Source organism: Rhizobium sp. R693 (assembly GCF_002211315.1).
Classification (GTDB): Bacteria; Pseudomonadota; Alphaproteobacteria; order Rhizobiales; family Rhizobiaceae; genus Rhizobium.
The window spans coordinates 171806-197616 of record NZ_LOKY01000046.1 but is presented as its reverse complement, the minus strand read 5'-3'; the positions used below and the strand labels follow the sequence as shown (position 1 = coordinate 197616).

Below are 25811 nucleotides of genomic sequence, written 5' to 3'. Positions count from 1 at the left end.
GAAAGCCATCCGGTTACGCGCAGTGATTAGCCGAGTACTGCCTTGATCTTGTCGGCAGCCTGATCGAGCGCATCCTTCGGGCTCATCTGACCGGTCAGGGCAGCCTGGATGGCGTCCTGAATCGCCTTTGAGATCTTCGGCCATTGCGGGTTCGGGCCGCGCGGCTTGGCATATTTCAGTTGCTCGATGAAGACCTTGAGCGCCTCATCCTTGAGCTTTTCGCCGGTTTCCGGGATGGTGATGTCGGAACGGGCCGGAAGCTGGCCGTAGTTCTTGAACATCTTGTCGTCCTGGGAGGCGAAGTACTCGAGTGCCTTGAAGGCTTCTGCCGGGTGCTTCGTGCTGGAGAAGATAGCCCAGTTGAAGTCGCCCATGGCCGAAGAGCGTTCGGCCCCTTCCTTCGGAACCGGAAGCAGGGCAACGCCCCAGTCGAACTTCGCTTCCTTCATCATGCGATCGAGTTCCCAGGGACCGGAGATCGCCATGGCGGCATTGCCGGAATTGAAGGTACCGGTCGAATCCCACTGGCCGCGCGTCAGCGTGTCGGGAGAAGCAAGCTTCTCGTCCATGATCGTCTTCCAGGTCTCAAGCGCCTTGACTGCGCCTTCGGCATTGATGTTCTGGTAGCCGCCGCCTCCCATCTGGGCCCAGGGAAGGAACTGGAAGGTGCCCTCCTCGTTTGCCTTGGCGGAGAAGGCCAGACCATAGACATTCTTGGCCGGGTCGGTCAGCTTGCGCGCGTCCTCGACGAGCTCATCCCAGGTCTGCGGCGGCTTGTTCGGGTCGAGGCCCTTCGCCTTGAACATATCCTTGTTGTAGTAGAGCGCGATCGTGTTGGTTGCCTTTGGCACGCCGTAGTATTTGCCGTCCCATTCGACCGACTTCAGCGGACCAGGGAAGTAGCTTTCCGGCTTGATGACCGATGATTTCTTGATCATGTCGGAAATATCGAGGAAGGCGCCGCGCGAGGCGAACATCGCATGCTCGGGATTGTCGACCGCGATGATGTCGGGAGCCTGACCTGTCGCATAGGCGCGCATCGCTTCGGTGACGACGTCATCAAACTGGATCAGACGATACTCGATCTTGATGCCGTTGTTCTGTGCGTTGAATTCCTTGATGAGGTTTGGTGCCGGCTGGATATCCTTGTCCAGCGACCAGAGGGTCAAGGTGACATCTTCGGCCTTGGCGGCAAGGCCGAAGAGAGAAGCGCCTGCAAGCGCCAGGGCGCCGATCATTGCAAACTTGCGGATAGCCATAGTTCTCCTCCTTTGTGGTTATCCTGTCGGAAGCCGGCGATGCCTCCTCGCCGGCCACGATTCATCCGGCCGGATCGACGACGAAATCGCCGCCCCGGGCATGCTTGAGATGGTTGAGCGCATAGACCTGGCCGGTCATTTCCAGCGCGTCGCGATAGACCGGGTCATGCCAGCCTTCGATGTCGATCGAACCGGACCAGCCGGCAAGGCGCAGTTCCGAAATGATGTCGGTCCAGTTGCTGTCGCCAAAGCCCGGGGTGCGCATGAAGACGAACTTCTCCTTGCCGAAAATGCCGTGCTCCTTGATGACGTCCCAGCGGATCGTCGCGTCCTTGCCGTGCACGTGGAAAATCTTCTTGGCCCACTTGCGGATCTGCGGCAGCGGCTCGATCAGATAGACCATCTGGTGGCAGGGCTCCCACTCAAGGCCGATATGATCGTCGGGGGTTTCGTTGAAGATCAGTTCCCAGGCATCGGGGTTGTGCGCGATGTTCCAGTCGCCGGTCGCCCAGTTGCCGTCCATGGCGCAGTTTTCGAAGGCGATCTTGACGCCCTTGTCGGCGGCGCGCTTTGACAGCTCGCTCCAGATTTCCTTGTAGCGTGGCAGGCTTTCTGTCAGCGGCTTGTTGCGAATGCGACCGGTAAAGCCGGCAATGCAGGTCGCGCCAAAATGGTGCGCATTGTCGATGCAGTCCTTCCAGCCCTTGAGCGTCTGCAGGTCGATCTCGGTCGTTTCCAGCGGATTACCGAACATGCCAAGCGTCGAGATCGTGATGTCGCGATCACCGATCGCGTCAACGCAGCGCTTGCCGAGTTCGGCCAGGTTCTGGCCGTTGGTCGTCTGCCAGAAGAAGGGTTCGAAGCTTTCGAAACCCATATCGGCAATCTGGCCGATGCGCTTGTCGGCGTCGCCCTTGGAGGCGCTGACCATGGTACCGATACGAATGGACTTGGCGGGGTTGCTCACGTCATTAATCCTTATGCTGAAATTTCAATGCGCTTGCCGGTCCTGGCGCTTTCGATCGCGCCGAAGACCATGGCGAGGCTTCTGATGTTGTCTGCGCTCGCCGTTTCTGGCCGCTTGCCTGTCATGATCGCCTCGACGAAGCTTGCAATGACGCTTGCATGACCGTGCGTTTCTTCCTCGTGCGCGGGCTCGGGAACGGTTACAGGCGTAAAGCCATGCAGCAGGCCGGGCTGATTGCCGGCAACCGCTGCGTTGAACGTATCGGCTCCATCCCAGGTCAGCATGCCCTTGGAACCGACGAGACGCCACTCGCTTTCCCAGCTCGTGCGCTCGCCTTCCGCGCACCACGAGCCACGATAGGTGAAGATGACGTCATCGGCGAATTCGAAGGTAGCATTGGCGCAGGCGCCATGCTTGTACCAGGAGCCCTTCGGATTGCGCTCGATGCAATAGACCGCAAGCGGCTTCTTGTCGGCGACGTAGCGGGCGGCGTCGAAGGTATGGATTGCCATGTCGAGCAACAGAACATTGTCCATTTCCTCGCGAAAACCGCCGAAATGCGGGCCGAGGAAGAAGTCGCAATGGATGGCGGTCAGCTCGCCAATCGCTCCGCCCTCGACGAAGCGGCGCATCCGGCGCACGCCGGAGATGAAGCGACGGTTCTGGATGATGGCGTGGATCTTGCCGGTCTCGGCAGCGAGATCGATCAGCGCGGCCCCTTCGGCAAGCGAGGTCGCCATCGGCTTTTCGCTGAGAACGTGGCAACCGGCGTTCAACGCAGTGGAGACGACGTTGAAACGGGCCGCTGGGATAACGACGTCGAACACGATGTCGGCCTTGGATCTGGCGATGACGTCGGCGAGATCGGTTCCGATCACCGCGCCCTCAAGGCCAAACTCGGCAGCGAGTGCGCCGGCCGCCGCCGGATTGACATCGACAAGGCCCTTGACCTCGATGGCGGCTGCAAGAGCCGGGGTTTCCTTGATGGCGCGCAACCAGCCTTTGGACATGGCTCCGCACCCGCATAGAACGGCATTCAAAATCACGATTTCCTCCGGTGGATCGTTTCTGGTTTTCCTCCCGAAACGCATCTCGTAAACGTTTACGATACTAAGCGGAAACGTTTCCTGCTGTCAATAGTGGCCGAACTGGAACAAAATGCTGCGAAAAACACCTGCGAATGCCGGGCGTTAGGCATATTCCTATCGCACTGCAGCATGAAAAATCTCCTGCAAAATCCCTGTCGCGATAGCCGAGCACATTCCGGGTAGAGACAGGCGATAGCTGATCGCTCAGCGAGCCTGCATCTCGAGGTAAAAAAAGAACGAAGCGCTCTCCTGGCTAGACGTTCAGCGAAAAAGCATCACTCTCGCCGGGGGCCAGTTCGAGTGGCCAGATCGTATTGCGTGCGCCTTTGGGATAGTGCTCGGCATAGGCCGGCATTGTCGCCAGCAAGGTTTCGGCAAGCTCGACACCGAGATCGCGCAGCGACATGCGAAAACAGGTCAGCGATGGTTGCAGGAACTTGCCGCGTGGCTCCTCGCGAAAGCCGATGACAGCGAGATCCCGGCCAGGAACAATGCCTGCCTCGTTGAGACGGCGATAAAGGCCGATCGCCATGAGCTCATAGATCAGGATGATCGCGGTCGGTTTGCTGTCGAGCCGCAGCATTTCATGACCGGCCTGATAGCCGCCCTGCTCGCTCGATTTGACGCGAATGACGAGCGACGGATCATAAGCAATGCCGTGCCGCTCGAGCGCCCGGCGATAAGCGTCGACAAAGATATAGCCCAGATTGATGTCGTTGGATGGCGCAGCGATCGCGATACGGCGATGCCCCTTCGACACGAGGCGGTCGACAGCACAGGCCGCGACGCCCTCGAAATCAAGGTCGATCCAGGTATGGTTGCCGCCGGACGTGCTGCGCCCGAGCGCGACGAAAGGGATCTTGGCCTTGACCAGAAGGTCGATACGCTTGTCGACCCGTTGGGTGGCCGAAATGATCATCGCATCGACGATCCGCCGCGCAACCATCCGCTTCAAATACTCGTGGGGGTCTTCGTCATTCGGGCATGGCAGCATCAAAAGGTCAAGCTTGTGACGGGAAAGTACACTCTGGAGGCCGCCGGTGACACCAAGGAAGAAGTTATCGCTGTTTTCGACCGTTTCCTTGCTGGATTCGATCATCAGGCCGATGACGTTTGTCGTTCCCTGACGGAGACTGCGTCCGGACTGGTTCGCCACATAGCCCAGTTCTTCGGCCGCGGCCAGAACGCGCTTGCGGGTCTCTTCATTGACGTCCGGCCTGCCGTTCAGCGCGCGTGAAACCGTCCCGATCGAAATGTCGAGATGTTTGGCGAGTTGGCGAATTCCCTTCATCTGCGGCAATCTTCCTCCCGGATTGAACGCCTTGCCTTCCTATCTGCCATACTAAAACGTTTCCGGAAAGCGTCGTTGATGCCGCCTCTTCTTAATTCGCCGCCAAGGCGAAGGTGGACAGCGCGGCAATTGCAGTGAAGGCGCCGGCGGCGGCTATTTCGCCATGGCATCGGCAAGTCACGCGTCGCGCAACGGCGACAACAGCTGCAACAATTGCAAAAGACCAGCCTGGGCCAGCCCATCGGGGCGACGGATGTACGGCGTTAATGAAGTTGACGCCCCACAGCTCGGCAGGTCCCGGGAACGCTTCAAAGTGCGGGTGTCCGCGGGGTCGGTATGACAAGTCTGTCCCGGACTTGGGCGTTCCCGCGCCAAGCGAAGGTGAATGGCCCCGTCGGTGTCATGCCCTTGTAGGTATTTTTTTGAATTTACGATCGGCGGGCTCAGGATCCTGGCCGCATTTTGTAGTACACGCTCAAATGTGCACGTCAAAGTGTTGTTGTATGCGGTCCCAACAGTTCTCGCTTCACAGAAGATCCACTGTTATGTGGACAACTTAATAGACCTCGCCGCAACGCTCGGCGGGGTGTTGCCACAAAAAAATGCGCAAGCCGTGGTGATATCGGTCCTGCCGGTCGCGGCTATCTCGGTACATCGAGCCTGTTTATTGCAAACGTATAGTTGTTGCCCGTCCCTCCGCGGGTGACCACCAGCTTGCGTGTCTTGGTTGTGATGCGCGCGAAATTTCCGTCGGTCGTAATCGAACGCGCAGTCGAAATCGTAGCATAGTTGTTTCCCGGGAATTTTTCCGGGCATGCCTTGCCACCGATGGCATAGATGCGCGCGCCGCCTTTTTCGTAATGCTGTTGAATAGGCCGGCCGCCAGCGTCGGCAAGAACCTTACAGCCGGGCGCATTTGGTACCGGAACAATTCGGTACCAGGGGCTGTCGGCGAAAACGCTGAGCACGGATAATGACAGCAGGGCGGAGGCAACGAGGAATAGTCTCAACATGGTCCAGATCCTTCATCATCGCGAATATAAAGCTATATTAGCTCATGTTGATCGACAAGATTTTTTCTGGTTACAAGAAGAAATCGAGATTGGATTCGGTTCTTCATCAATGATTTGCCACAGTCGCGTGAGAAATTCTTAATATACATTAAGGGAAATGCGCATTTATTTGCCGTGTCATGGAGAAGCACTGATTCCATTGCCAGTTGGATCCTTTGAAGATTGCGAAGAGGTTCACAATGACTCACGGATCCTTGGCGTCTCTTCTTATGGCTCGCTTATCGGTTTTCTGCAGTTGCGCGGCGTTCGCCAGTGCGAGTTTCGCGGCCACAATTGATGTTTCTTCGTCGCCACCGCAAAGTATCCAGGCTGCTCTTAACAGAGCAGAGCCCGGTGACGTCATCCGGCTGAGACCTGGGGTGTACTATCAAGATTTCAAGACGGTCCGAAACGGCAAGCCCGGAAGGCCGATCGTGATCACCGGTCCGCAGTCGGCAATCGTCAAGGGAGCCGGTGCGCCGCGCGTGATCGAAATCAACCACGACTATACGCAACTGCGCGGCTTCACCGTGGACGGCAAGTTCGGCGCTGGCAATACCAAGGGGAGCTACCGCGACAAGCTGATCTACGTGATCGGCAAGACGCGTGGGGATGGCGTAACAGGCCTGCGGATATTGAGCATGTCCGTCAAGAATGCCGGGGGCGAGTGCATCAGGCTTCGCTACCAGACGCGCCGCAACGAGATTGCCTATTCGCAGATCAGCAATTGTGGACGTTATGACTTCGCCTTCGGAGACGGCGGTAAGAATGGCGAGGGCATCTACATCGGTACCGCCCCGGAGCAGCGGGGCACCCACGGGGCTCCGGACCGATCTGTCGATGCCTCGGATGCCAACCATGTTCATCACAATATCATCGACACCAAAGGCAACGAGTGCGTGGATATCAAGGAAGGATCAAGCCGCAATGTCGTCGAGCATAATCAATGCTCCGGTCAGAAGGACAAGAACTCCGGTGGCTTCGATTCTCGCGGTAGCAACAACGTTTTCCGCTACAACACAGTCAGCAACGTGCGCGGGGCGGGGGTGCGCCTCGGCGGGGACAGCGACAAGGATGGCATCAACAACGATGTTTACGGCAATACGTTTCGCAAGGTCGGTGTAGCGGTCGTGCGCGCAGAACGTGGGCCGCAAGGAAAGGTGTGTGGCAACACCTCACAGAGCAATGCCGAAAAAAGGCAAAAGAAGAAGGGCAAGGTTCAACTCGAGCCGCTAGCTGGCTGCTGAGCGTTGCTTTCGGCGGGTAGCCGGGCATATCCGGGCTCAGTTGGACGACAGCTTTTCGAGCGCGGCGCGCGCCAGCGGATATCCACCCGCCGCCGACTTCTCCAACCATTGCCGACCGGTGACCTCATCCTGCGGTTTGTCGGTCGACTGAAGCATCATCATGCCCAATAGGTATTGGGCCTCCGGATCATTCTGTTTGGCTGCGCTTTCGCGATAGGTCTGCGCTGCTTCAAGCGAGGCGGTAACGCCGGTCCCGTAATAGTAGGCATTGCCCAGTACCTTTGATGCGGACACGTATCCGCTGGCTGCAGCCGATTGGAGACTTGCGACGATCAGATCCTTCCTGCTCTTGTCTACATCTGAGCGCGCGAGAGCCTTTGAGAGGTAATCGATGGCATCGGCATTGCCGCGTTCCGCCAGGGTCTGGAATATCGAAATCGCCTCGTTGACGGCCTCCGGCCCATCCCTCTTCCACAAGACCTGCGCCATGATCTTGAGTGCATTTGGGTCGGCTGCACGCCCCTGCGCCCGGATGGCGGCCATTGCTTCGTCTTGTGTGGACTGCGGGTAGTCGAGATTGAGCAATTGTTTCGCGGGCCTGCCTGCGTCCAGCGGATTGAGCGCCATCGACTGCAACAGCAACTCGGAGCTTGCCGCCACATCCTCGGGCGTCTTGCTGAGCACGATGCGCTTGGCTATCTCGGTATAGAGCTTTGCTCGCCGCGCCGGCTCAAGGCGAGCGGCCCATTTCTTCGCCTCGGGGAGGTTCTTGCGGGTACCACGACCTTCGGCGAGAGCAAGCGACGTCGCCTCGATACCCTTGGCGTTTCCGACAACGGCTGCCCATCGGTACCATTTGTAGGCAACCGCGTCATTTTGTGGGACATCCAGCCCGGCGTACTGAATCAATCCGTAGGCCGCCACACAGCTCTTGCACCCTCGCATCGCCTCTGCCGCAAGTGAGCGCAGGACGGCAGGCGTCCTCTCCCCAAAGACATAGTCGTTCATGAGAACGCCTTTGGCGAGAAGCCGTGTGGCGTCTCTTGACGTTGGACCAGCCAGCAGAAGAGCGAAGCCGTAGTTGGGATCGCGCAGCCTTCGGTCGGGTGCGGTCAACGCCGCTGTGGCGATCAACAGGCGCTTGGGCAAGGGCAGCTTGACCGCCGCATCGACCTCGGGCCAGCGCTTTGCGATCCGCAGTTCTTCCCAATTCGCGTATGTTTCGATCACGGGTCGCGGCGTCGGTTTTGCGATCTTCGCCGCCTCAGCGGTCATTATCGTTGCCGTTGTCATCAGAGCGGTCAGCGATATGCGTAGGATGGCCTTCATGACTCCTACTCCCGTATTGACTGTTCAGTTTGCCACCTCAGTCGACTTGCTCAGCCAGCGTCGTGCCTCGGCAGTGTCGGCTTTTGTGCCGAAGCCGATCTGCAACGCGATTGCATATTTCTCGAAGGCGCCGCGGTAGCCGGCATGTGCCGCCTTTGAGAGCCATTCAGTGCTCTTGGTATCGGAGTGTTCGAACCCGTGGGTGCCAGCTGCGTAAAAGTCGGACACCTTGAGCATGGCGGCGCCATTGCCGAGCGTTGCTGCCTTCAGCGTCCAAGTCTTTGCTGCTTGCGCGAACGCAGGGCTGCCTTCGGAGAGCCGCAGATAGAGCCTTGAGAGCAGCGTTGCGACCTGCGGGGAATTCTGCGCCGCCAGATCATGGAGCAGCGTTTCCACCTTCTCGTCGCCGCTTGACGGGTCGTCGAGCCTGGTCTGCTGCGACAGGATTTCTGTCACCAGGCTTTGTAAGGCTCCTTCGTCGCCGAGCCGCGCACTTTTCAAAAGCCACATGTAGCTGTTCTTCGCATCCACCGGCAGACCCTCGCCGGTACTGTATAAGCGGCCGATCTCGCGCATGGCCTCCCGCTTCCCACCCTCGGCGGCCGCCTTCATGAGTTCGATTGCCTTTGCCTTTTCAATCGGTCGTTCGTCCAAAAGGAAACGGGCAACCTGGTATTCCGTGCCTGGATCTTTCATTGGCTCGGCCATCACCTGATCGAAGAGACCGAGATAGTCCTGCCTAAACTGCGGCACGGTTCGTATCGCTAACGCGACCTGTATCTTCTCCTTCTCCTGGCAGAGCGGCCGGCTGAGGGCAGTTTTGAAAATGGCCGCTTGCCGTTCGGCATCGCTTTCGACTTCGGCCTGCTTGAGGAGCGCGCGCAAATCGCCTGTCGCGTTCGCGCGGATGAGCCATCTGTGCCAATCCGCCCCGCCACCGTCAGCGGCGGCAACCTTCATGTCGACCAGCCGCAGCATTGCCGAGATGCTGCCTTTCGACGCTGCCTCGACGAAAAGGGCTGTGGCCTTCCTGGGATCCGGCTCGAGCGTCGGATCCGGATCGATGTAAAGCCTGGCCAACTCGAAGAGCAGGTCCGGATTTCCGGTCTGGGCTGATGCCTCCAGCATCGCTCTCGCCTTCATAGCATCGCGCTCCTCAGGGGTATCAGGCGACAGTACCGCGCGCGCCTGCGTCAGTGTGGCAACGCCAGGGTCAGCGGTCATTGCGCGCTGGTACCATGTGTCGGCCGCAGCAGCATCCTTCGCGGTTCCGCGGCCGTCACGGTAAGACAGGCTGACCCGCATCATGGCTTCGACATCGCCTTGCTCGGCTGCCTGCATCAGAAACTTGAGGGCTGCCGCGCTGCCGTCAGATGTGTGCTTGGCAGTTGCCTCGTCTGCAAGGGTCAAAAGGCTGGCTGCGTTGCCCGCCGCTGCGGCCTTCTCGAGCCAGGCACGCGCCTCGGCACGGTCCCTTACGATGCCCGTTCCACAGAAGTAGAGCGATGACAGTTCGCTCATCGCCACACCGAGGCCATGGTCGGCTGCTGCCTTCAGATATATCAAAGGATCCTTGTCGAGTCGTATCGACGGCCTTTTACCCGACGCAAGATTGTAGAGTTCGAAGGCGGAGCGAGACGAGCCAAGATCGGCAGCCTTCACCAGTGTCTGCTTGGCGAGTTCGAAATTCGGTGCGCCGGCGCTGCCGCGCGCGTAGATGATGCCGAGTTGCTCCAGTGTGCGGAGGCTGACGTCCGGCAGCGCGCCCGCCTTTTGCAGGCTCTGCAACTCGAGACCAGGATCGGCTCCGGCTCCATAGGCTCCGCGATAGTAGGCGGCCTTCAATTCATAGGCGCGCGCGTTGCCGCGCTCCGCTTCCTGAGCCAACAGTTTGAATGCTTCGTTCTTGCCGCTTCCTTGTGGTGGGGTTGAAAGCAGGAGGTCAGCAAGGGTCAAGCGGCTTGCCGAATGCCCAAGCGCCGATGCCTGCCTCAAGAGTGCGATCGCCTGTTGCTGATTGGCGCCAACGCCCCTGTCTTGCAGATACCGGCGTGCGAGCGTTGACATTGCCCTGACATCGCCGAGCTTCACGGCAGCCTGCAACCATTGTGCCGAGGTCTGTTGGTCGTCGAGCCCCAGATCGGGGTCGATCAGTATGTCGGCAAAGCCGGTCAGGACGCTGCAATCGCCGGTGCCCAATCTCTCGGACATCTTCGAGATCGCACGGTTCAGATAGAGGCGGCTGGCGTCGATGGTCTCCGCAAGTTGCGGATTCCGGTAGTAAAGACGTGCAAGCTCGAGTTCGGCGTTCGGATCGCCGGCATTTGCTGCCGCATTGAGATATGCCAGTGATTTCTTGAGGTCGGCCGGCACGACCTCCCCTTGGCGATAAAGCCTGGCGAGAAAGGTTCCCGCCTCGATCGTCCCGCGTTTGATTGCCTCCGTCTCGACCCTGATGATTTCATCGGCGCGCAGAGACGCATTGTCGTCGTCCGCAAGAATGCGGCCGTAGAGATGGAGCGCGCGACCCGCTCCGGCAAAAGGTACCTGGCTCAGGTAAAGGGCAAGGCGTTCAGCGGTCGCCGGGCTTCTCTGATAAGGACTGTAGGGGTTGAAGAGCGTTTGCGCGTCCTGCAGCATGTCGTCAGGCGAGAACGTGCCCTGGCTCTTGCCGTCCCAGCCGCTCCAGTTCCGCGGCGCAGGCACCGGCGGCGGCGTTAGGCAGATGCGCGCATAGTCGAAATCCGGGCTAAGGGGGATCAAGGCCTGAGTGGCGGCGATGGCGTTCGCTGCCAGAACCTGCGCCCAGAAGGCAAGCGTTGCAGCGAGCACGGTTCCTCGGAAACTTCGCAGCCGGCGACCGACTGCCGCGCTCCAAATCTCGTTTCCGTTGGACATTGAAATGCTACCTCATTGCTTCGAACCATCGTCACGCTCGTCTTGCGCCGATCTCATTTTGTCGAGCATGTGCTGGCGCGCCCGCGCGATAATCTCGTCTCTGACGAGGACAACCCAGTTATGGTTCGGCCCGAGTTCACAATCGTTTCGAGCTGGCACGATCAGCGCCGTACATGCGAGGACGCGTGGTTCGCTTTCGCGGTTTCCCCGCAAGTTCAGACCTCCCAGCGGCTGGCGGGGTATTCGCTTGCGAAATGTGACGCTACGCTGGCGCTCACTCTTCCACACCATCATCTTCGACCCCTTGCAGTGATCCGGAAGACATATCCTCCGCACCCATTCTTTTGAGCTTCTTTGCAGCTTGAACATGCTGTAGAGCGCGGGCGCTCTGCAGCCACTTGATCGCTTCGGCCTTGCTCGCGTCGGTATTATCGGCTTCGAGTTCCAAGGCGAGATGGAACATTGCAGTCGTGCTGCCTGCATTCGCGGCACGCAACTCCCATTCGCGTGCCTTCTTCGGATCCTTCTCGACACCGATGCCGTGCTTGTAGACCTCGGCCAGCCTGTACATGGCATCTGGCGCGTCCCAGCCTGTGCTGGCCGATGCCCGTTCCAGCCAGAGGATCCCTGCCTCGGGATCGCGCTGGGTGCCGAAGCCCGACAGCAGCGCGACACCGGCTCCGATCATCGCGGATACATGACCTTCCCTGGCTCCCCGCATATTCAGCCGGAAATTCTGCGACGCATCGACTTCAGGCCCGATCGCTGCACCATACGTCTCCGCAAGGTCGTGCCAGGCAAATGCATAGCCATGCTCGGCTGCGGCGCGCAGCAATTGCACGGCCTTGTCTTCATCCCGTTTGACGCCACTGCCCCACATATAGGCAAGGCCAAGGTCGCGCGTTGCCATGCGGCTCCCCGCATCGGAGGAAATCTTCAGGTGGGTCGCCGCAATAGCGAGATCGCGTTCGACACCGCGCCCTTCACGATATGCGCGGGCCATTCGCACGTTGGCGGCCGGGTCATCGGGATGGAGTGCAATCACCGCGCGGTAGTAACCAATGGCCTTGTCGCCATCGCCTTCCACATACTTGCCGTCCATGTAGAGGTCGCCAAGTTTCAGGAGTGCATCGACGTCCCCTTTTTGGGATGCCTGCTCCAAGAGTTCGAGGCCAGCCGGGACATCTTTGGCATCCCCCTTACCCTCGATGTAGATATTTGAAAGCGCAACGGCAGCGCCGGGAATCTTGGCGCCGGCGAGTTCGCGCAGCATCGACGCTGCTTGAAGGTTCAGGCGAATATCCGATGGCATCAGCATGGCGCTTGCCAGGTGCACCTTCTCGCGCGGAACGTCGCTCACCGTCTTTAGGGCCAGACGCAACCATTCCGTCCCGACATTGGGATTTTGCGCTCGTTCGGACACATATTCGTAAAGCTCAACGGCGGCCTGGCTGTTGTTCTTGCGCGCGGCAATCGTCAATCGCGCGATCGCTTCGTCCAGCTTGCCGTTTGCCTTGAGGAACCGCGCCATTTCAACCGCCGCTTCCCGGTTCCCGGCTGCTATCGCATCGGAAAAAGCCTCGTGCGCGTCGCGAAATGCTGTTTCTCCACCACGCGAGAGGTAGAGGTTGGCCAGGGCGACGAGCGCGTCGGTTGCGCCAAGCGAGATTGCTTGCTTGTACAGCGTGACGGCGCGGTCGAAATCCTGGCCGACGATTTCGCCGTCGGCATAGGCCTTGGCCTCTTTCAGCATTGCACTCTCGCTGCCGGCGCGCGACGCGCGTTCGATATAAGGAAAGGCTTCCTTGCGCTTGCCGATATCGGCCGATGAGAGATAGACATCGGCCAGGCGGTTGAGCACCTCGACCGACTCGGCCGCTGCAAGGGCTCGACGATAGAGGTCAATGGCCTTCGTCTGGTCGATCTCTCCAAGGACGCCCCTGGCGTACATGTCGCCGAGCAACAACTGGCCGGTGACGCTTCCTTTCGCTGCCAGCTCGTTCAGCTTTTCGACTGCAAGCTGAACGTTTTCCCTGCTTCTCAGCGCTGGGGCCTCAATGAGCAGATGGGCAAATCTGGTGAGGGCGGAATTGGATCCGTTCTTGACCCCGAGCCGGAAAATGTTTGCAGCGCGGGTCTGGTCGATCACGACGTTTGCCCCGTCGCGATAGCTTTCGCCAATCCGGATCAGATCTTCATTGGCGACATCGCCGGCCATTGTCGCTTCGTAGAGCTGGTCCGACGACCGCTGGCGCTGCTCGGCCGTTTCGTGCAATGCCTGGGAATAATAAAGGACCGCCGTCGCGTCCTTGGCGTCGATCAGCCTGGTAATCCAGATGTCATAGACGTGTGGTGGGACTTTCAACGGACCGGCGTCGACAAAGTCGCGCACCAGTTCCTGCGCTGCCTCGATCGATCCGGCGTTGGCGGCTGCCTGGTATTGTTCGACAGCGGCGACACGATCGAAGAGTGGCGTTTCAGGTTCGCCGAGCAGACGTGCGACCCAGACAACTGCCGTGATCTGGCCGAGCTGCGCGGACTTTCGATACCAGGCCAGCGCCTCTTTCTGATCCTCAGGCTTGTCCGACAGTCTTCGATAATATCCGCCGAGATCGAAGGCCGCACCTGCATCGCCCTTTGCTGCGCGTTGACGCAGCAGGTCGAGGCCGAAGTCCGTCATCGCCGCGGCCTCAGCCGGTGTGGCGCCGGTCAACTTCGCCAGTTCGAATGCCGCCGCGCCGTCACCGAGGCGAAGAGCAAGATTGAGGTTGTCGCGCGCTTCTTGAACGCGGTTCGGAAAGAGCGCCAGCTTCTGACCGAGGATGAAGGCTGCTTCGGCATTGCCTGTCTTGATAACGTCAGCCAAAAGGGTCAGCGCGCGGTCGCCGTCAACCGGACCTCCCTCGCCCGCCAGCATCATCTTGGCGAGCAGCAGCTTTGCTTCCGCCTGCCTGGCACCGGGAAGGGTCACAGCGCTCTCAAGCGCCTGGCGCGCTTTCGCGAAGTTTGGAACCCTCAGCGAATTGTCGGCCGAGACTGCCACGCCGCCCCGCAGCTGCCTGGCGATTTTCAGAAGACCTTCACCATCGTTCTGCTGGGTCAGCAAATCAACCTGTTCGGCCGGGGTCGGCGTCAGTTCTGCGCGTACCACAATCGGCAGTGAAAGGGCCAGACAGGCGGTCGCAAGCAAAACCGAAAGGTGCTTCTGGAATGTTGTCATCCCGACCTCCAGAAACATGTGGCGTTGCCGCCGGCGAATTCATCGATGAGAGGACGCTCGTTTGCGCCTTCTCTTTCGAGGAGGGCTTCTGCACGCCGCTGCGTGAAGTTTGCCGGCTCATGAACGGCGAGCGCCTCGAGGAACGCCAGATAGTGTCGTCCGTTGCCCCGGTTTTCCAGGAAGCCGAAGTCCGGCCGCATGAAATCCTGTTCCGGTCCGGGAATGTAGTTTTCGGCGGAGTAGGCTTTGACCAGGATTGGGTTGGTCATGCCATTCATCCAGTAGGACAGAACCGTCCACATGGATTTCTTCTTTCCGTCGGCCGTGGCGGTGGCGTCGAACAGATCGTTTTGCCCGCCGGTGGCGATTTCGGCCATGACGGTCATGCTGGTCAGCGATTGGCGCATGTACCAGAGTGCGCGGGCGCCGCGACGGGTTTCGAGAGGCAGGCTGCCGTCGGCCCGCGCATCGTCCAGGATGATGTGGAAGCGGTCGATCCCCTTCCGGTAGAGCTCCTGGTCGCCGGTCAGGCTGCCCCAGGCCATCAGGACACTGTCGGCAAGATAGCGGTGGTTATTATAGTCGACGCTTCCCTCAAAGATCTGATCGGTACGTCGAACCAGCGGATCGATCCAGGCGATTAGTTTCTGCTTCTCTTCATCGCTAAGCCCGTCGCGGATAATCGAGAAGGCCACCACAGTCGGCAGCATCAAGCGCTTCAGGGCATAGTAGGCATCGTGAATTTTCTCGGTTTCGGAGAATGCGCCGGCGTCAGCCCATTTCAGAAGAAAGGTCTTGAGCATTTCCTCGGCGCCTTTATCTCCAGCGAGCGCTCGGCCGGACAGGACCATAACCGCCCATGCGTACTGGTTGCCGGATCGATCCGTGCCGTATCCTTCCGTGGTCGTCAGGCCCTTGATGACCTCGATGCTCAGCCACTTGGCGTCGGCGTCGACCGCAAGGCAGGCCTTTCGCGCATCGGATGATGGATTTTGTGCGAGAAAGGCCTTGCGTGCCTTCACGTCAAACAGGCCTTGATAGCCGCCGTTCGCCGTCTGAGCTGCTGATGCCTGTATCAAGTCCGGCAACATTGTTGCGCTGACAATGACAGCGGCAAGGACGATGCCGTTACGTGCCGTGATGATGGAAGGAGCCGCATTTATCAACTGTTGTCTCCTTTTCCATGGAAACTTTCGAACTGCACGGAGCCGCGAGCGTCCGTGCAGTTGCCGGAGGTTTTGGTGTCAAAGAAGAGTGCGTCGTTTTCCCCGAGGAATCCCGCCTGCCGGAAAACACATTCGTAGTTTGCCGGCCGCTGCGGACGGCAAGTCGATGCGATTGATACGTTCTGATGTTCGTTGAACCGCAGCATGTGTCCCTCGAACGGGCGTGTGTCGCCGTCCAGCAGTCGGCCTTCCTGGTTGCGGAATTCATTCTTTGCCAATGTGAGACCCGAGACTCCGGCAGCTTTTATTCCCTTGCCATTCCCGGAGATCACATTGTCCGACGCCGCAAAGGTCGTCAGCGGCACATAGGGGTCCATGACGAGGTCGCGCTTGTGCTCACCGTCTGCGAGCGACAGGTCGCTGATGTAGCCGCTGATCGCCTCAAGCTTATTGCGCACGATGGCGTTGTCGTAAACGGCGATGTCCCAGCTATTGCGCATGCGCACGCCGGAGCGGCCGTTCTCGATGAAGGCGTTGGCAACGGCGAGATTGCAGCTACTCTCGAAGAATGTCAGGCCATCCTGGTCATTTTCGAAGGAAAGATTGCCATAGACAAGATTGTCCACGCTGTCGCGGTCGAGCATCAGGCCGGAGCCTTTGTTGTGAAACACCACGTTGCCGACCTTCCAACTGGCATCGACGCTGCGAGAAATGATGATGCCGTGCTTCACCATCGTGTCATGCGCGGTGTTGAGCGCGATCAGGAGTCGATGCGAGCGGTCGTGCGGATCGACGCCGTAAAGGACGTTGTCTGCGTATTCGTTGCCAATGAGCGAGATGTCATCGGCTTCGTAGGAATAGAAGCCGTACTCGAAGTTGTGAAAATAGTTCTCGACGACAATGCCCGTTGGATTTCGCAATTGCTCGCGAGCCTTGGCGATCGTCTTCGGGCCGGCCGAGAAGGTCAGTCCGAATGATTTCGATGCTGCGTATCCAAGCGAATCCAGAACCGATCCGCCAATGTACATTTCGGAATTGCTCCAGCCAACAATGAAGGGCCGGAAGACCTCGCGCGTGTCTTTGGTCGAATTGCGCGGCTTCTGCAGCACTTCATCCCAGGACGTTATCGTTGTGTCCTGTATGAAGAGCTTGCCGCCAACCGCGACAAAGGCACCAGCGGTGGCCGACAAGCGATAGACGGATGCCTCCTGGCCGGACAGGATCAGCGCTGCTCCCTCGCCAACGAGCAGCGGCGCGCGAAGCGTGACGATGTCGCCCTCGCGTTCGACCAATGGCTCGCCAGTGGCACTGTCCAGCTGCATCGCAAGACTACCCAGTGTATAGATGCCGCTTTGAATGACGATAAGTCGCGGATAAAGAAGCCCTTGCGCGCGTGCGGCATGGGAAAGACCGGTAGATCCGCCGGCAAGGTCCTCCATGAATTTGCTTTCATAAGGAGTGAGGTTTCCCAATGTTATTGATATCCGCCCCGGTGTCGGCAGCGGTAGCATCGAGCGCGTCGTTGCAGCCGACTTGCTTATGTCGGGATATCCATATTTGCTGAGCGGAGCGCTCAGTATCGCTGTCGTACGAAGCGACATAAGGCCATCGCTGAAGAGGGCCTTTGAGGATTGGGGCAGGTTCTCGTTGGCCGCCTGCAATGAAACCTTGTTCGGCCAGTCTCCGTAGTCTGACGGCTCACCCTTCCCTACCCCCCAACCGAGCCGATCGAGGTGGCGCAACTGCGCCTCTGCGATGGCCCGAAATGTGCGCACTCGCAGCATCGGATCGTGAATATCCCGGGTGGCGAGAATGGCCGTCCTGACATAGTCCGGATCGCTGGCAGCGGCGATCATCACCTCGGCTTTCAGTTGCTCGTCACCGGTGGCCGCCTGGCTGTCGAAATAGGCGATGGCGCTTTTGGCGTCACCCGACAACGCAGCCCGGCTCGCGATCCGGCCTGCTGCTTTCGCTTTCAGCTTCTCGTCGGAAATCTTCGTCACAAGCTTCTTCGCAAGCTCGATCTGGTTGGATTTCGATAAATAGTCGATGATGTCGAAGAACAGGTCATCACGCTGGTCTGGCTTGTTCACTCCCCCTGCATAGGCGATCGCCTGGTCGATGACATCGGCCGCCTTTTGCGCTTCATCTTTCCCAGATATCTCCTTGGCAAGCCGAAGAAGCGCCTCGACACGATATTCCGGTTCCTTGATGGAGCCTGCCAGACCCATTGCATCGTCGATCTTGCCATTGCGCGCCAATAGACGGACAATTTCCGACTGCACACGGCCTTGGTCTTCGTCGTTTGTTATCTCGCCGGCGATCTTCGTTGCGGCATCGATATCCCCGTCTCGCGCCTTGGCGCGGCCTATCCCTGAGAGCGCCTGCTCGCGGTCTTTGAGGGCGGTGATCTTCGAAAGAAGTGCTTCGGCCTTCTTCAAATCGTCGCTGTCTGCCAACGCCTTGGCAAGGTTGCCAAGGGCATTGGATGCGCCCTTCACGTCGGTCAGCTGATCTGCGAAGGCTTGGGCGTCATCGAAGCGTTTGAGGTCAGTTGCTCCGTTGATCGCGGCAATCAGCGCTGCTTCCCTGGCGTCGCCGTCGAGCGTTTTGATAATCTTCAGGCCAAGGTCATATTGCTGGGACGCCATCTTCGCCAGGCCGCGATCGCTGAGTTCGGCGGCAAGGGTAAAGTCGATTTCAGCAAGCGCCGGCCCGGGTTCCATCACGTCGGTCATTGCGGTCGCGTCGATCAGGCGGTCCGCGTCGACACGGTTCTTGACGATGCGCACGATGAGATCTTCCTGATCGCTTCGATCGGCAAGGCTTGTGGCAAAAACCGGAAACAGGTTCACTGCATTTGCCTTGAGCGCTTCGCTCAAGACGTCGTTGATGGCAGCTGCGCGGTGTTCGGAAGACTCCGGATCGATGGCGAGCGCCAAAAGCAAGGCTTGCTCGATCCCGCCAGCTTTGAGTTCGGCTTTTATCGCAGCCGAGATGTCGTCGAACTTGGCGTCCTTGATGTCCTTCTTGCCGAATTTCTTGTCCCCAAGCAGCCTGAGGGCGATATCATAGCGGGCAAATCCACGCATGCGGGCGGGCCACATGCCGCCGACGGCCTTATTGACGATGTTCGACGTCAGCTTCGGTTCGACGTAGGCACCGACCTGGGCGATGTTATTGAGCGCGGCATTCTTCTCTTCAGCCGAGGCGATCTTTGTGCCGACATCGAGCGCCCTTTCCAAAAGGGTCAAAGCGGCGTCATGGTCGCTCGCGATCTGTCGTGCATAGTCGGCCAGCGCCGATACTTTGAGTTCTGGCGCCGACACGGCATCGATGAGGTCATCGATCCTCAGCCTCGCCGTCACCCGAGCGTCTGGATCGGCGCCCTTGTCTGTGAGGCTGAAGAGAGTGGCACTGAGCGTTCCTGTTGTGACGACGTCGACCGTAATTCCGTCTGCTTCAAGGTCGGTAATGCTCGCTTTGGCGGCCTCATCTCCTCCTTTCGCGCTCACAGAAAGTGCGGCGAGCTGGTCGCGGGCGCGATTATATGCCTTCATCCGCTCGGCAGGTGTCCTGGCCTTGTCGACATCCAGGACAGATTGCCGGATTTTCTCGACGATCTGCTGAACGCTATCCGATGCCTGAGCCAATGTACAATACGTCCCGACTGTGCCGAAGAGCGCGGTCGCGGTCAAAGCCGAGACAGTCAGTCCGGCGAGGTATTGTCTTGTGCTCATTCGAGTTAACTCCTTCAACTGCCTCGTCCTTTGCGGGTTGTCGAACGTTTCGGACGCCGTTCGCTCTCAGCCGCCTCACCGACAGGAGCTCTCCCTCATCCGTTCGTTTCGCCAACCGGATGGCTCTCTGTGCCGGTTGTGCCGATGACGGTCTTCAGCATTTTCGAAAGGCTTGCGTTCGCCCATGGCGACTGCACAAATCGCACTGATACAGGCGTTCCCACGATCGAGGAGAGATTGGCCTCACCCACGTCGATGTTGATCGGGATCTTGTTTCCAGACGTCAGATCGGTGCTTGTAAGTTTCGGCAACTCCCGGATGGTCGCATTCGAGATTTTATCGCCATGCGGCAATTCGACCAGAACGCGCGCGCCTTTATAGAGGCGCAGCGCTTGAGAATAATCGACCATGGCCACGATGTGCGGCTTGGCATTTTGCATGCTGAGAGAAAGAAGCCGTTGTCCAGCTCGGACCTGGCTGTCCAATCCGACCTGAACGTCCTGAATGACGCAGTCGCAGCGGGCCAGCACCGTAACGCTGCGGTTGCTGGCGGTCGGCAGGATCGTCGCCAACGGATCACCCGCCTTCACGGCCCCTTGTGTCACGATATTTGTCACGACACCGTCCGACGGCGCGATCATGGCCGCCGAATCGATCGTCACGAGCGATTCGTCGGCGCGGAAGGTCCAGAGCTTTTGATAAAGCGCACCCCACAGGAAAAGCAGGACTGCGAGGCCGAGTACCACCGGCAACGCGATGCGCAACGACCGCTTCGCAGCCACCTTGTACGTCTGGCTAGCAGCTTGATCCTGCGGGCTGTCATCCTTTTTACGACTGCGAGGGTCGATGGACCGGCTCGACAGGTCGAGGACATCGTCGAGCGTGACCACTTCGCCGGTCAGATGAGCATCGCGCACATAGCGCAAAAAGCGGAGTTGTTCCTCCGTCAGGGACATGTACTGGAAGCCGGTGCGTCCCTTCGTGGGGTCACAATAGCGAACCTGCGCATCGACCCTCAGCGTGAAGACAAAGCCATCGAAAGGGAATTCAAGATCGATCGGGAAGGTTTTGAATTCGGGCAGGAGCGTCTTTCCGGTCGCGACGCCTATGCCTCCGACGGACCAGTCGAGGCAGTTGTACCGGTACCCGTCGATGACGCATTTCAACGGGAGTTTGTAGCGTGCGTGTTGGCGTTGTACATCCGCTTCGAATTTTACGACGTTCATATCCACTCCCTCAATTTCTCGGGGTCCAGCCCGTAGGCCATTGCAAGTATGGATGCGTCTGGAATTTCCAATTGCCCCAGGACGAGCGCGACAATGGTTATGAAAAGCGTGATCGCGAGGACATGAACAAGCGCGGACGAAACCTCGCGCACTCGGCTTTCGAAACCTGTCCTGCCATCTGCAAGTGTCGTCTTCTGGCGCGTCCACCTTTGCTTGTTCAGGTGGAAGAAGATGTAGGTTTTGATGATCGATCCGTAGATCTGATTGAAATAGATGAAGAAGGGATAGAAGGCCGAAACGCGGCGGCGCGAATTGAGCAGCATCAGCGTCAACAGGTAACGCGTGGCAAGGACCCAAAGAAGGTAGATCAGAAAGGCAAATGGTGTCTCGAACAGCCCGACGAGAAGCACCATTGCCAGCCCAGCCAGCGAGGTCCACATCGAAACGCGTTGATCGAAGATCGTCCACCATGTAAAGAAGCCGACCTTTGACGAGCCCAACGCAAGCGCCCGTGAATTCGTGCGCAGCATATTGCCGAACCAGCGCACCATCAGTTGCGTCGCCGCCGGCAGGAAGTATTTGGACGGAGGCTCCTCGACGGTCGCAACGACGACGTCAGGAATATAGAGCATCCTGTAACCATTTCGCAGCAACCAGAACCAGCTCGACTTGTCGTCTCCGGTCAGGAACTTCAGGCGGCCGAACCGCCAGTGATCGACGTAATCGGATTCGACCTGCCTGACAAAATCGGGATTGCAGATGATCGATGCCCTAAACATCGACATGCGGCCGGTCAGTGTCAGTACCTTTCGCGACAACCCGTTCGACGACATGAGAATGTGGCGTTGGGCGAAGCGCAGGCTATACCAGATATGGAACTTTGCCTTGCCGTGCACATGTGAGACCTCATCCGTCGTGAGCGCGCCAACATTGTTGTCTGCCCGAAAAAAGCCCACGCATTTTTTGACAAGATCAGGCGGAACGATCGAGTCGCCGTCGATGACAGCCACCACGTCGTCGGCCTTCGGCTCCTGTCGCGAAATCGCGCGGAAGCCATAAGCCAATGCATCGCGTTTTCCGGTGCCGGCGATGCGCGTGATGACGAGGCAAACTTTGGTGTCTTCGCCGCAGATCAGCTTGTAGAGCAACTTGATGAGGCGCTGATCTCCCATCTCGACAATGGAAGCCACCACGGTCGCGCCACCTGGCGCGCGTTTTGCGGCTTCGAATGCAGCGCGGTAAACGGCAGCCGTCGTATCGCTGTCGATGCGAAAGCTGGTGACAAGGAAAAAGACGTGCTGATCGCCAAGCGTGTCGGCGCTCTTGCGCATTGCATCCTCGGCCTTGGCGCGCATCTTCGGAAAGACGACCGAGCGGTAGATGTTGGAGCGCACAAAATGCGTGAGACCCCAACCGTAGCGCCAGACGGCCAGGAGACCGAGGCCGAAGAGGGCGCCGGAATGAGCACTGACAAGACTGTCGAGCGTCGTGATGCAGGCGATGCTTAAGACCAGAGCAATGTAAGCGAGATGTGCTTCGAACGTTTCGCTCCAGGCGACGAATCCCGAAGCGGTTGTGGCATCCCGTGCGTCGGACGGCGACGCCAGCAGACGATCTACTGGTGCGGCAACCGGCCCATAGCCATCGGCATATTGCATTCCTGCCATCGGTTCCTGCCTCGATGTTCCTGCAAACCATGCGGCGAGAAGCGCTCCAACTCCTCTTTTTTGTCTGTTTGAATAGGAGTGCCGGCCGCGCCGGGCGGCCAGCGTCAACACGTCACCAGCACAGGCCGTGGTAGATGACGTTTTTGTTTTCCGGCTCTTCGATGCGCGCCAGATCGATGACTGTCACCGGTTTGCCGGCGGTCTCGATTGCATCCTTGAGACCGGGGTACTTGTTGCCGACCACAATGACTTCGGATCGCGCGATGACATCCTTGATGGTGTCCTGGAGCAGCGGCGCGATGTGTTTGAGAAAGTTGCGGCCCTGGCTTGCTTCCCTGGCAACATTGGGATCGTAGATCGACACGTCCTTGCCTTTGCCAAGAAAGCCTTCGACGAGTTCGAGCAGCGGGCTTTCCCTGAGATCATCCGTATCGGCCTTAAAGGTCACACCGATGAAGCCGATTGCCTCATGCGAGGCGCCATCGATGAGTGAACGGGCGTGATCGATTTGCATGGTATTGGCGAGCCGTGCGGCGTCCAATACCGGTGTCGGCACGTTCATCGAACGGCCAAGTGCCGTCAAAGCCCTGAGATCTTTAGGGAGGCAGGAGCCGCCATAGGCGAAGCCCGGCTTCATATAGGCCCGGGATATGTTGAGACGCGTGTCCGAGCAAAGCACATCCATGACCACATGGCTGTCGATGTTCTTGGCCTTGCAGATATTGCCGATCTCATTCGAGAAGCTGATCTTGACGGCATGCCAGCAGTTGTTCGCATATTTGACGATTTCCGCGCTGCGCATTGGAATGACATGCGGTGTGACCCCGCTGTGGCTGACAAGAACCTTGAGGACCTCAATGGAGCGCGCGTCGTCTCCGTATTGTCCGAAGACGATGGCCCCGGGCTTGTCATGATCGGCGATTGCCGTGCTCTCGCGAAGGAATTCGGGGTAGTAGGCAATGCCGAAATCACGTCCGGCAATCTTCCTCGACGCTTTTTCCAACGTTGGAATGACAAGCTCTTCCATTGTCCCGGGAAGGATCGTCGAGCGCATCACAACGATATGAAACTCGGCTTTATGTCGCAGGGCCTTGCCAATGTCTTCGCAGACCTGACGAACATGATTGGTGTTCAAAGTGCCGTCCGGCAGGCTTGGCGTTCCGACACAGCAGAATGAGATGTCGGTGTCGTTGATGGCGTCGGCTGCGGAGTGGGTTGCACTCAACAGGTCGTTTGCATGGGCGCTCTGCAGCAATTCATTCAAGCCCGGCTCGACGATCGGGGCCTCGCCTCCGGCAAGACGCTCGATTTTGAACCGGTCCGGATCAACAGCGATGACGGCAAAGCCATCCCTGCTGAGGCATGCGCAGGAAACGCAACCGACGTAGCCGGCGCCAAACACGCTTACTCGATATCGACGAGTGTCGGCGTTCGGATAGTAATTGTCTGGAACAGCAGCTTTTTGTTTGCCGGCAAGGTGGACTGAATTCAGTTCAATTTCCATGTGGAACCTCGTCTGCGCACAGTTAATGTCCCCAACGAATTCTTTCGTCGGGACACATGCTTACAGTTAAGGAAACCCCCACCAGACGTAGTTTGTTAAACGTCTTTGTTGTCGCGGTAAAAAGCGATGCTAGGCGCAAATAACCTTGTATGCAATAGATAAAAATTAGCTAACACTAATATAAATCTTTGATGTGTATGTTGTCGCGCAAAATAGGCAAGCTAAATCAACTGATTACGATGTTGTATTGATAGATATTACATGGGGATGCTCAAGCCAAAGTCTATGACGTTGACGGATTAGACATCGGTTGGTTTGCAGTTAAATCGGCAGATATGAAGTTATTTTGCCCTGCGACCTTTTAAGATCGTTGTCATGCCTGCCGATACTATGCAGGCAAAGTATTACGGCAGGTCGTGCTCTGGGCGCCAAGAGCTTGCCGTGGATCATCATCCTTTCACGGCACCGACGGGTCATTGAGCCGGAAATTTTTGGGATACACGACAAGTCCAGCACCGCAGGTGGTGGAGCGCCGGGCATCATGACGGGCGATGCGGTGCCCCACTTTACGCCGCCGCTGGTGGTTCGGCATCGCTACGCCCTCCTGCGTCTGGCAAGCCAATTGAGTTCGAAGAGCACCTTAAGAAACGCGGCGAACAGTAGGATGGCAACAGCCTTGCCACGCGCCTCCTTTGCAAAGCGCTTGGCAAATGGAGATCGACAGCGACGTTGTTGATCCTCCCCCGCCGCTCCTGGTCAGCGCATAGACATTGTCGAACACGCGAAAGCCTTCAATGAAACGGATGAAGAAGGTGATTGCGAGGATGGGCAGCATCAGCGGTGGTTCGATCCGCCAGAGGATCTTGAACCAGGCTGCGCCGTCGAACGCGGCCGCTTGCACATCCGAACTGAGAACGGCGTCCACTGAAGCGTTTCGACGACGACGAGCGTGAGAAAGGCAGACAGTAGAGCGCCGGACCGACGAACTCGTGCAGCACAAGCCGAGACCTCAGGCCAATCATGGCAGGAGAACCATCATGGACCAGGAAATGCGAACGAAGCGTCCGAAAGATGTACGCGAAGCCTCGCCCCTCCTCCCTCTGGTGAAATGTCTCTCTTGCGCCTCGTGGAGTAGATTGGAACATGGGACATCGTTGCGACGGTCGACTGGAGGAAAATTCATCAGGCAAACAGGGGGGTCCGATGTCTGCAGTCTATATCGATGCAAAAATAAGTGATGAGGAACGGCGCCAGCGGCTCTATGAAGGCGATATCTTCATCATATCCGCTTCGGCAAATACCCAAGCGTTGACAGCGCTTGCAAAAGCGATGCTCGACGAAGCCTTTGCGCCCTACGACCCATTGACCGTGCATAAGCACCTTTCACCGGAAGAGGTCGCAGCGATCCTTGGCAAGATGAAACCCGCCTTCATCCATCATCCGGAGTGCAAGCGCCTCATTCCGCTTATCATGCAGGAAAACGGCATCGATCTGGAAAAGCTTTATTTCGACGTGCCGCGCATGCGCTCGGCCTATCCATCGCATTTCCTGTCGTCCGGTATTGCCTATGCCTTCCATCCCCATCGCGATACCTGGTATTCCGCGCCGCTGTGCCAGGTCAACTGGTGGCTGCCGATCTACGCGCTGGATCCGGAAAACGCGATGGGCTTTTATCCGGACTATTGGGACCAGCCGGTGAAGAACAATTCCGAAATCTATAACTATTATGAGTGGAACACCAAGAATCGTGCTTCGGCAGCACAACATGTCCGCTCTGACACGCGCGAGCAGCCGAAGCCGCAGCAGGACCTAAACTCCAAGTCGCTGCGCTATCTGCCGCCGCCCGGCGGCATTATCCTGTTCTCGGGTGCACAGTTGCACGAGACCGTACCCAACACCACAGACGTTGCGCGCTATAGTATCGACTTCCGCACGGTGCATTTCGACGACGTCGTAACGAGACATGGCGCCGCCAACATCGATACCAGAGCAACTGGAACGACAATGCGTGACTATATCAACGCCGCCAACGGACAAATGCTGCCCGAAGACGTCGTCAAGCTCTATGACGATGGCACGGCAACGGTCGACAAGGTCCTTCGGTTCGGCGATCGTCTGGTCACTGCGACAGCTTGAGTCTTTCGTCCTATCGGTCGA

The 25811-nt window shown here is 58.3% G+C and carries 16 protein-coding genes; 2 read left to right on the top strand and 14 right to left on the bottom strand.

The genetic code is table 11. The features are described from left to right. Positions 1–26 precede the first annotated feature (26 nt). The 5 genes from ATY79_RS25535 to ATY79_RS25515 form a co-directional block, all read right to left on the bottom strand. A complete protein-coding gene (locus tag ATY79_RS25535; RefSeq protein ID WP_088705286.1) occupies positions 27–1259 on the bottom strand; it encodes a sugar ABC transporter substrate-binding protein in 1233 nt (410 codons plus the stop codon). Positions 1260–1320: 61 nt separating this feature from the next. Continuing rightward, positions 1321–2226 carry a sugar phosphate isomerase/epimerase gene (locus tag ATY79_RS25530; protein ID WP_088705285.1) on the bottom strand — a complete coding sequence of 302 codons (906 nt, stop codon included), beginning with the start codon at positions 2224–2226 and terminating at the stop codon, positions 1321–1323. 11 nt (positions 2227–2237) lie between these two features. Further along, on the bottom strand, positions 2238–3272 hold the full coding sequence (locus ATY79_RS25525) for a Gfo/Idh/MocA family oxidoreductase (protein WP_088705419.1): 1035 nt from the start codon (positions 3270–3272) through the stop codon (positions 2238–2240). Positions 3273–3567: 295 nt separating this feature from the next. Continuing rightward, the gene (locus tag ATY79_RS25520) at positions 3568–4605 is read right to left on the bottom strand and encodes a LacI family DNA-binding transcriptional regulator (protein WP_088705284.1); all 1038 of its coding nucleotides are present in this window, start codon (positions 4603–4605) and stop codon (positions 3568–3570) included. Positions 4606–5246: 641 nt separating this feature from the next. Further along, positions 5247–5618 carry a hypothetical protein gene (locus tag ATY79_RS25515; RefSeq protein ID WP_088705283.1) on the bottom strand — a complete coding sequence of 124 codons (372 nt, stop codon included), beginning with the start codon at positions 5616–5618 and terminating at the stop codon, positions 5247–5249. A 419-nt stretch (positions 5619–6037) separates the two neighbouring features. Between ATY79_RS25515 and ATY79_RS25510 the strand changes: the two genes are divergently transcribed. Further along, entirely contained in the window at positions 6038–6904 is an 867-nt protein-coding gene (locus ATY79_RS25510; RefSeq protein ID WP_245312452.1) for a hypothetical protein, read from the top strand. A gap of 36 nt (positions 6905–6940) precedes the next feature. Here the strand turns inward: ATY79_RS25510 and ATY79_RS25505 are convergent, their stop codons facing one another. The 9 genes from ATY79_RS25505 to ATY79_RS25460 form a co-directional block, all read right to left on the bottom strand. Continuing rightward, the gene (locus tag ATY79_RS25505; RefSeq protein ID WP_088705282.1) at positions 6941–8233 is read right to left on the bottom strand and encodes a tetratricopeptide repeat protein; all 1293 of its coding nucleotides are present in this window, start codon (positions 8231–8233) and stop codon (positions 6941–6943) included. A 24-nt stretch (positions 8234–8257) separates the two neighbouring features. After that, a complete protein-coding gene (locus tag ATY79_RS25500) occupies positions 8258–11131 on the bottom strand; it encodes an SEL1-like repeat protein (RefSeq protein WP_088705281.1) in 2874 nt (957 codons plus the stop codon). Positions 11132–11405: 274 nt separating this feature from the next. Then, entirely contained in the window at positions 11406–14351 is a 2946-nt protein-coding gene (locus ATY79_RS25490; RefSeq protein ID WP_088705279.1) for an SEL1-like repeat protein, read from the bottom strand. Beyond that, complete coding sequence (locus tag ATY79_RS25485; RefSeq protein WP_088705278.1) at positions 14348–15517, bottom strand: alginate lyase family protein; 1170 nt, start codon at positions 15515–15517, stop codon at positions 14348–14350. The genes ATY79_RS25490 and ATY79_RS25485 overlap by 4 nt, the downstream gene beginning before the upstream one ends. Beyond that, a complete protein-coding gene (locus ATY79_RS25480; protein WP_088705277.1) occupies positions 15514–19257 on the bottom strand; it encodes a NosD domain-containing protein in 3744 nt (1247 codons plus the stop codon). The genes ATY79_RS25485 and ATY79_RS25480 overlap by 4 nt, the downstream gene beginning before the upstream one ends. Before the next feature lie 95 nt (positions 19258–19352). Continuing rightward, positions 19353–20483: an alginate biosynthesis protein Alg44 gene (locus ATY79_RS25475; protein WP_088705276.1), complete on the bottom strand. Its 1131-nt coding sequence runs from the start codon at positions 20481–20483 to the stop codon at positions 19353–19355. Then, on the bottom strand, positions 20480–22150 hold the full coding sequence (locus ATY79_RS25470) for a glycosyltransferase (protein WP_088705275.1): 1671 nt from the start codon (positions 22148–22150) through the stop codon (positions 20480–20482). Before ATY79_RS25470 ends, ATY79_RS25475 begins: the two co-directional genes overlap by 4 nt. 112 nt (positions 22151–22262) lie before the next feature. Further along, a complete protein-coding gene (locus ATY79_RS25465; RefSeq protein ID WP_088705274.1) occupies positions 22263–23654 on the bottom strand; it encodes a nucleotide sugar dehydrogenase in 1392 nt (463 codons plus the stop codon). A 640-nt stretch (positions 23655–24294) separates the two neighbouring features. Further along, a complete protein-coding gene (locus tag ATY79_RS25460; RefSeq protein ID WP_245312451.1) occupies positions 24295–24579 on the bottom strand; it encodes a hypothetical protein in 285 nt (94 codons plus the stop codon). A 278-nt stretch (positions 24580–24857) separates the two neighbouring features. On the opposite strand from ATY79_RS25460, the gene ATY79_RS25455 reads away from it, so the two are divergent. Further along, the gene (locus ATY79_RS25455; protein ID WP_088705273.1) at positions 24858–25790 is read left to right on the top strand and encodes a hypothetical protein; all 933 of its coding nucleotides are present in this window, start codon (positions 24858–24860) and stop codon (positions 25788–25790) included. Positions 25791–25811 lie beyond the last annotated feature (21 nt).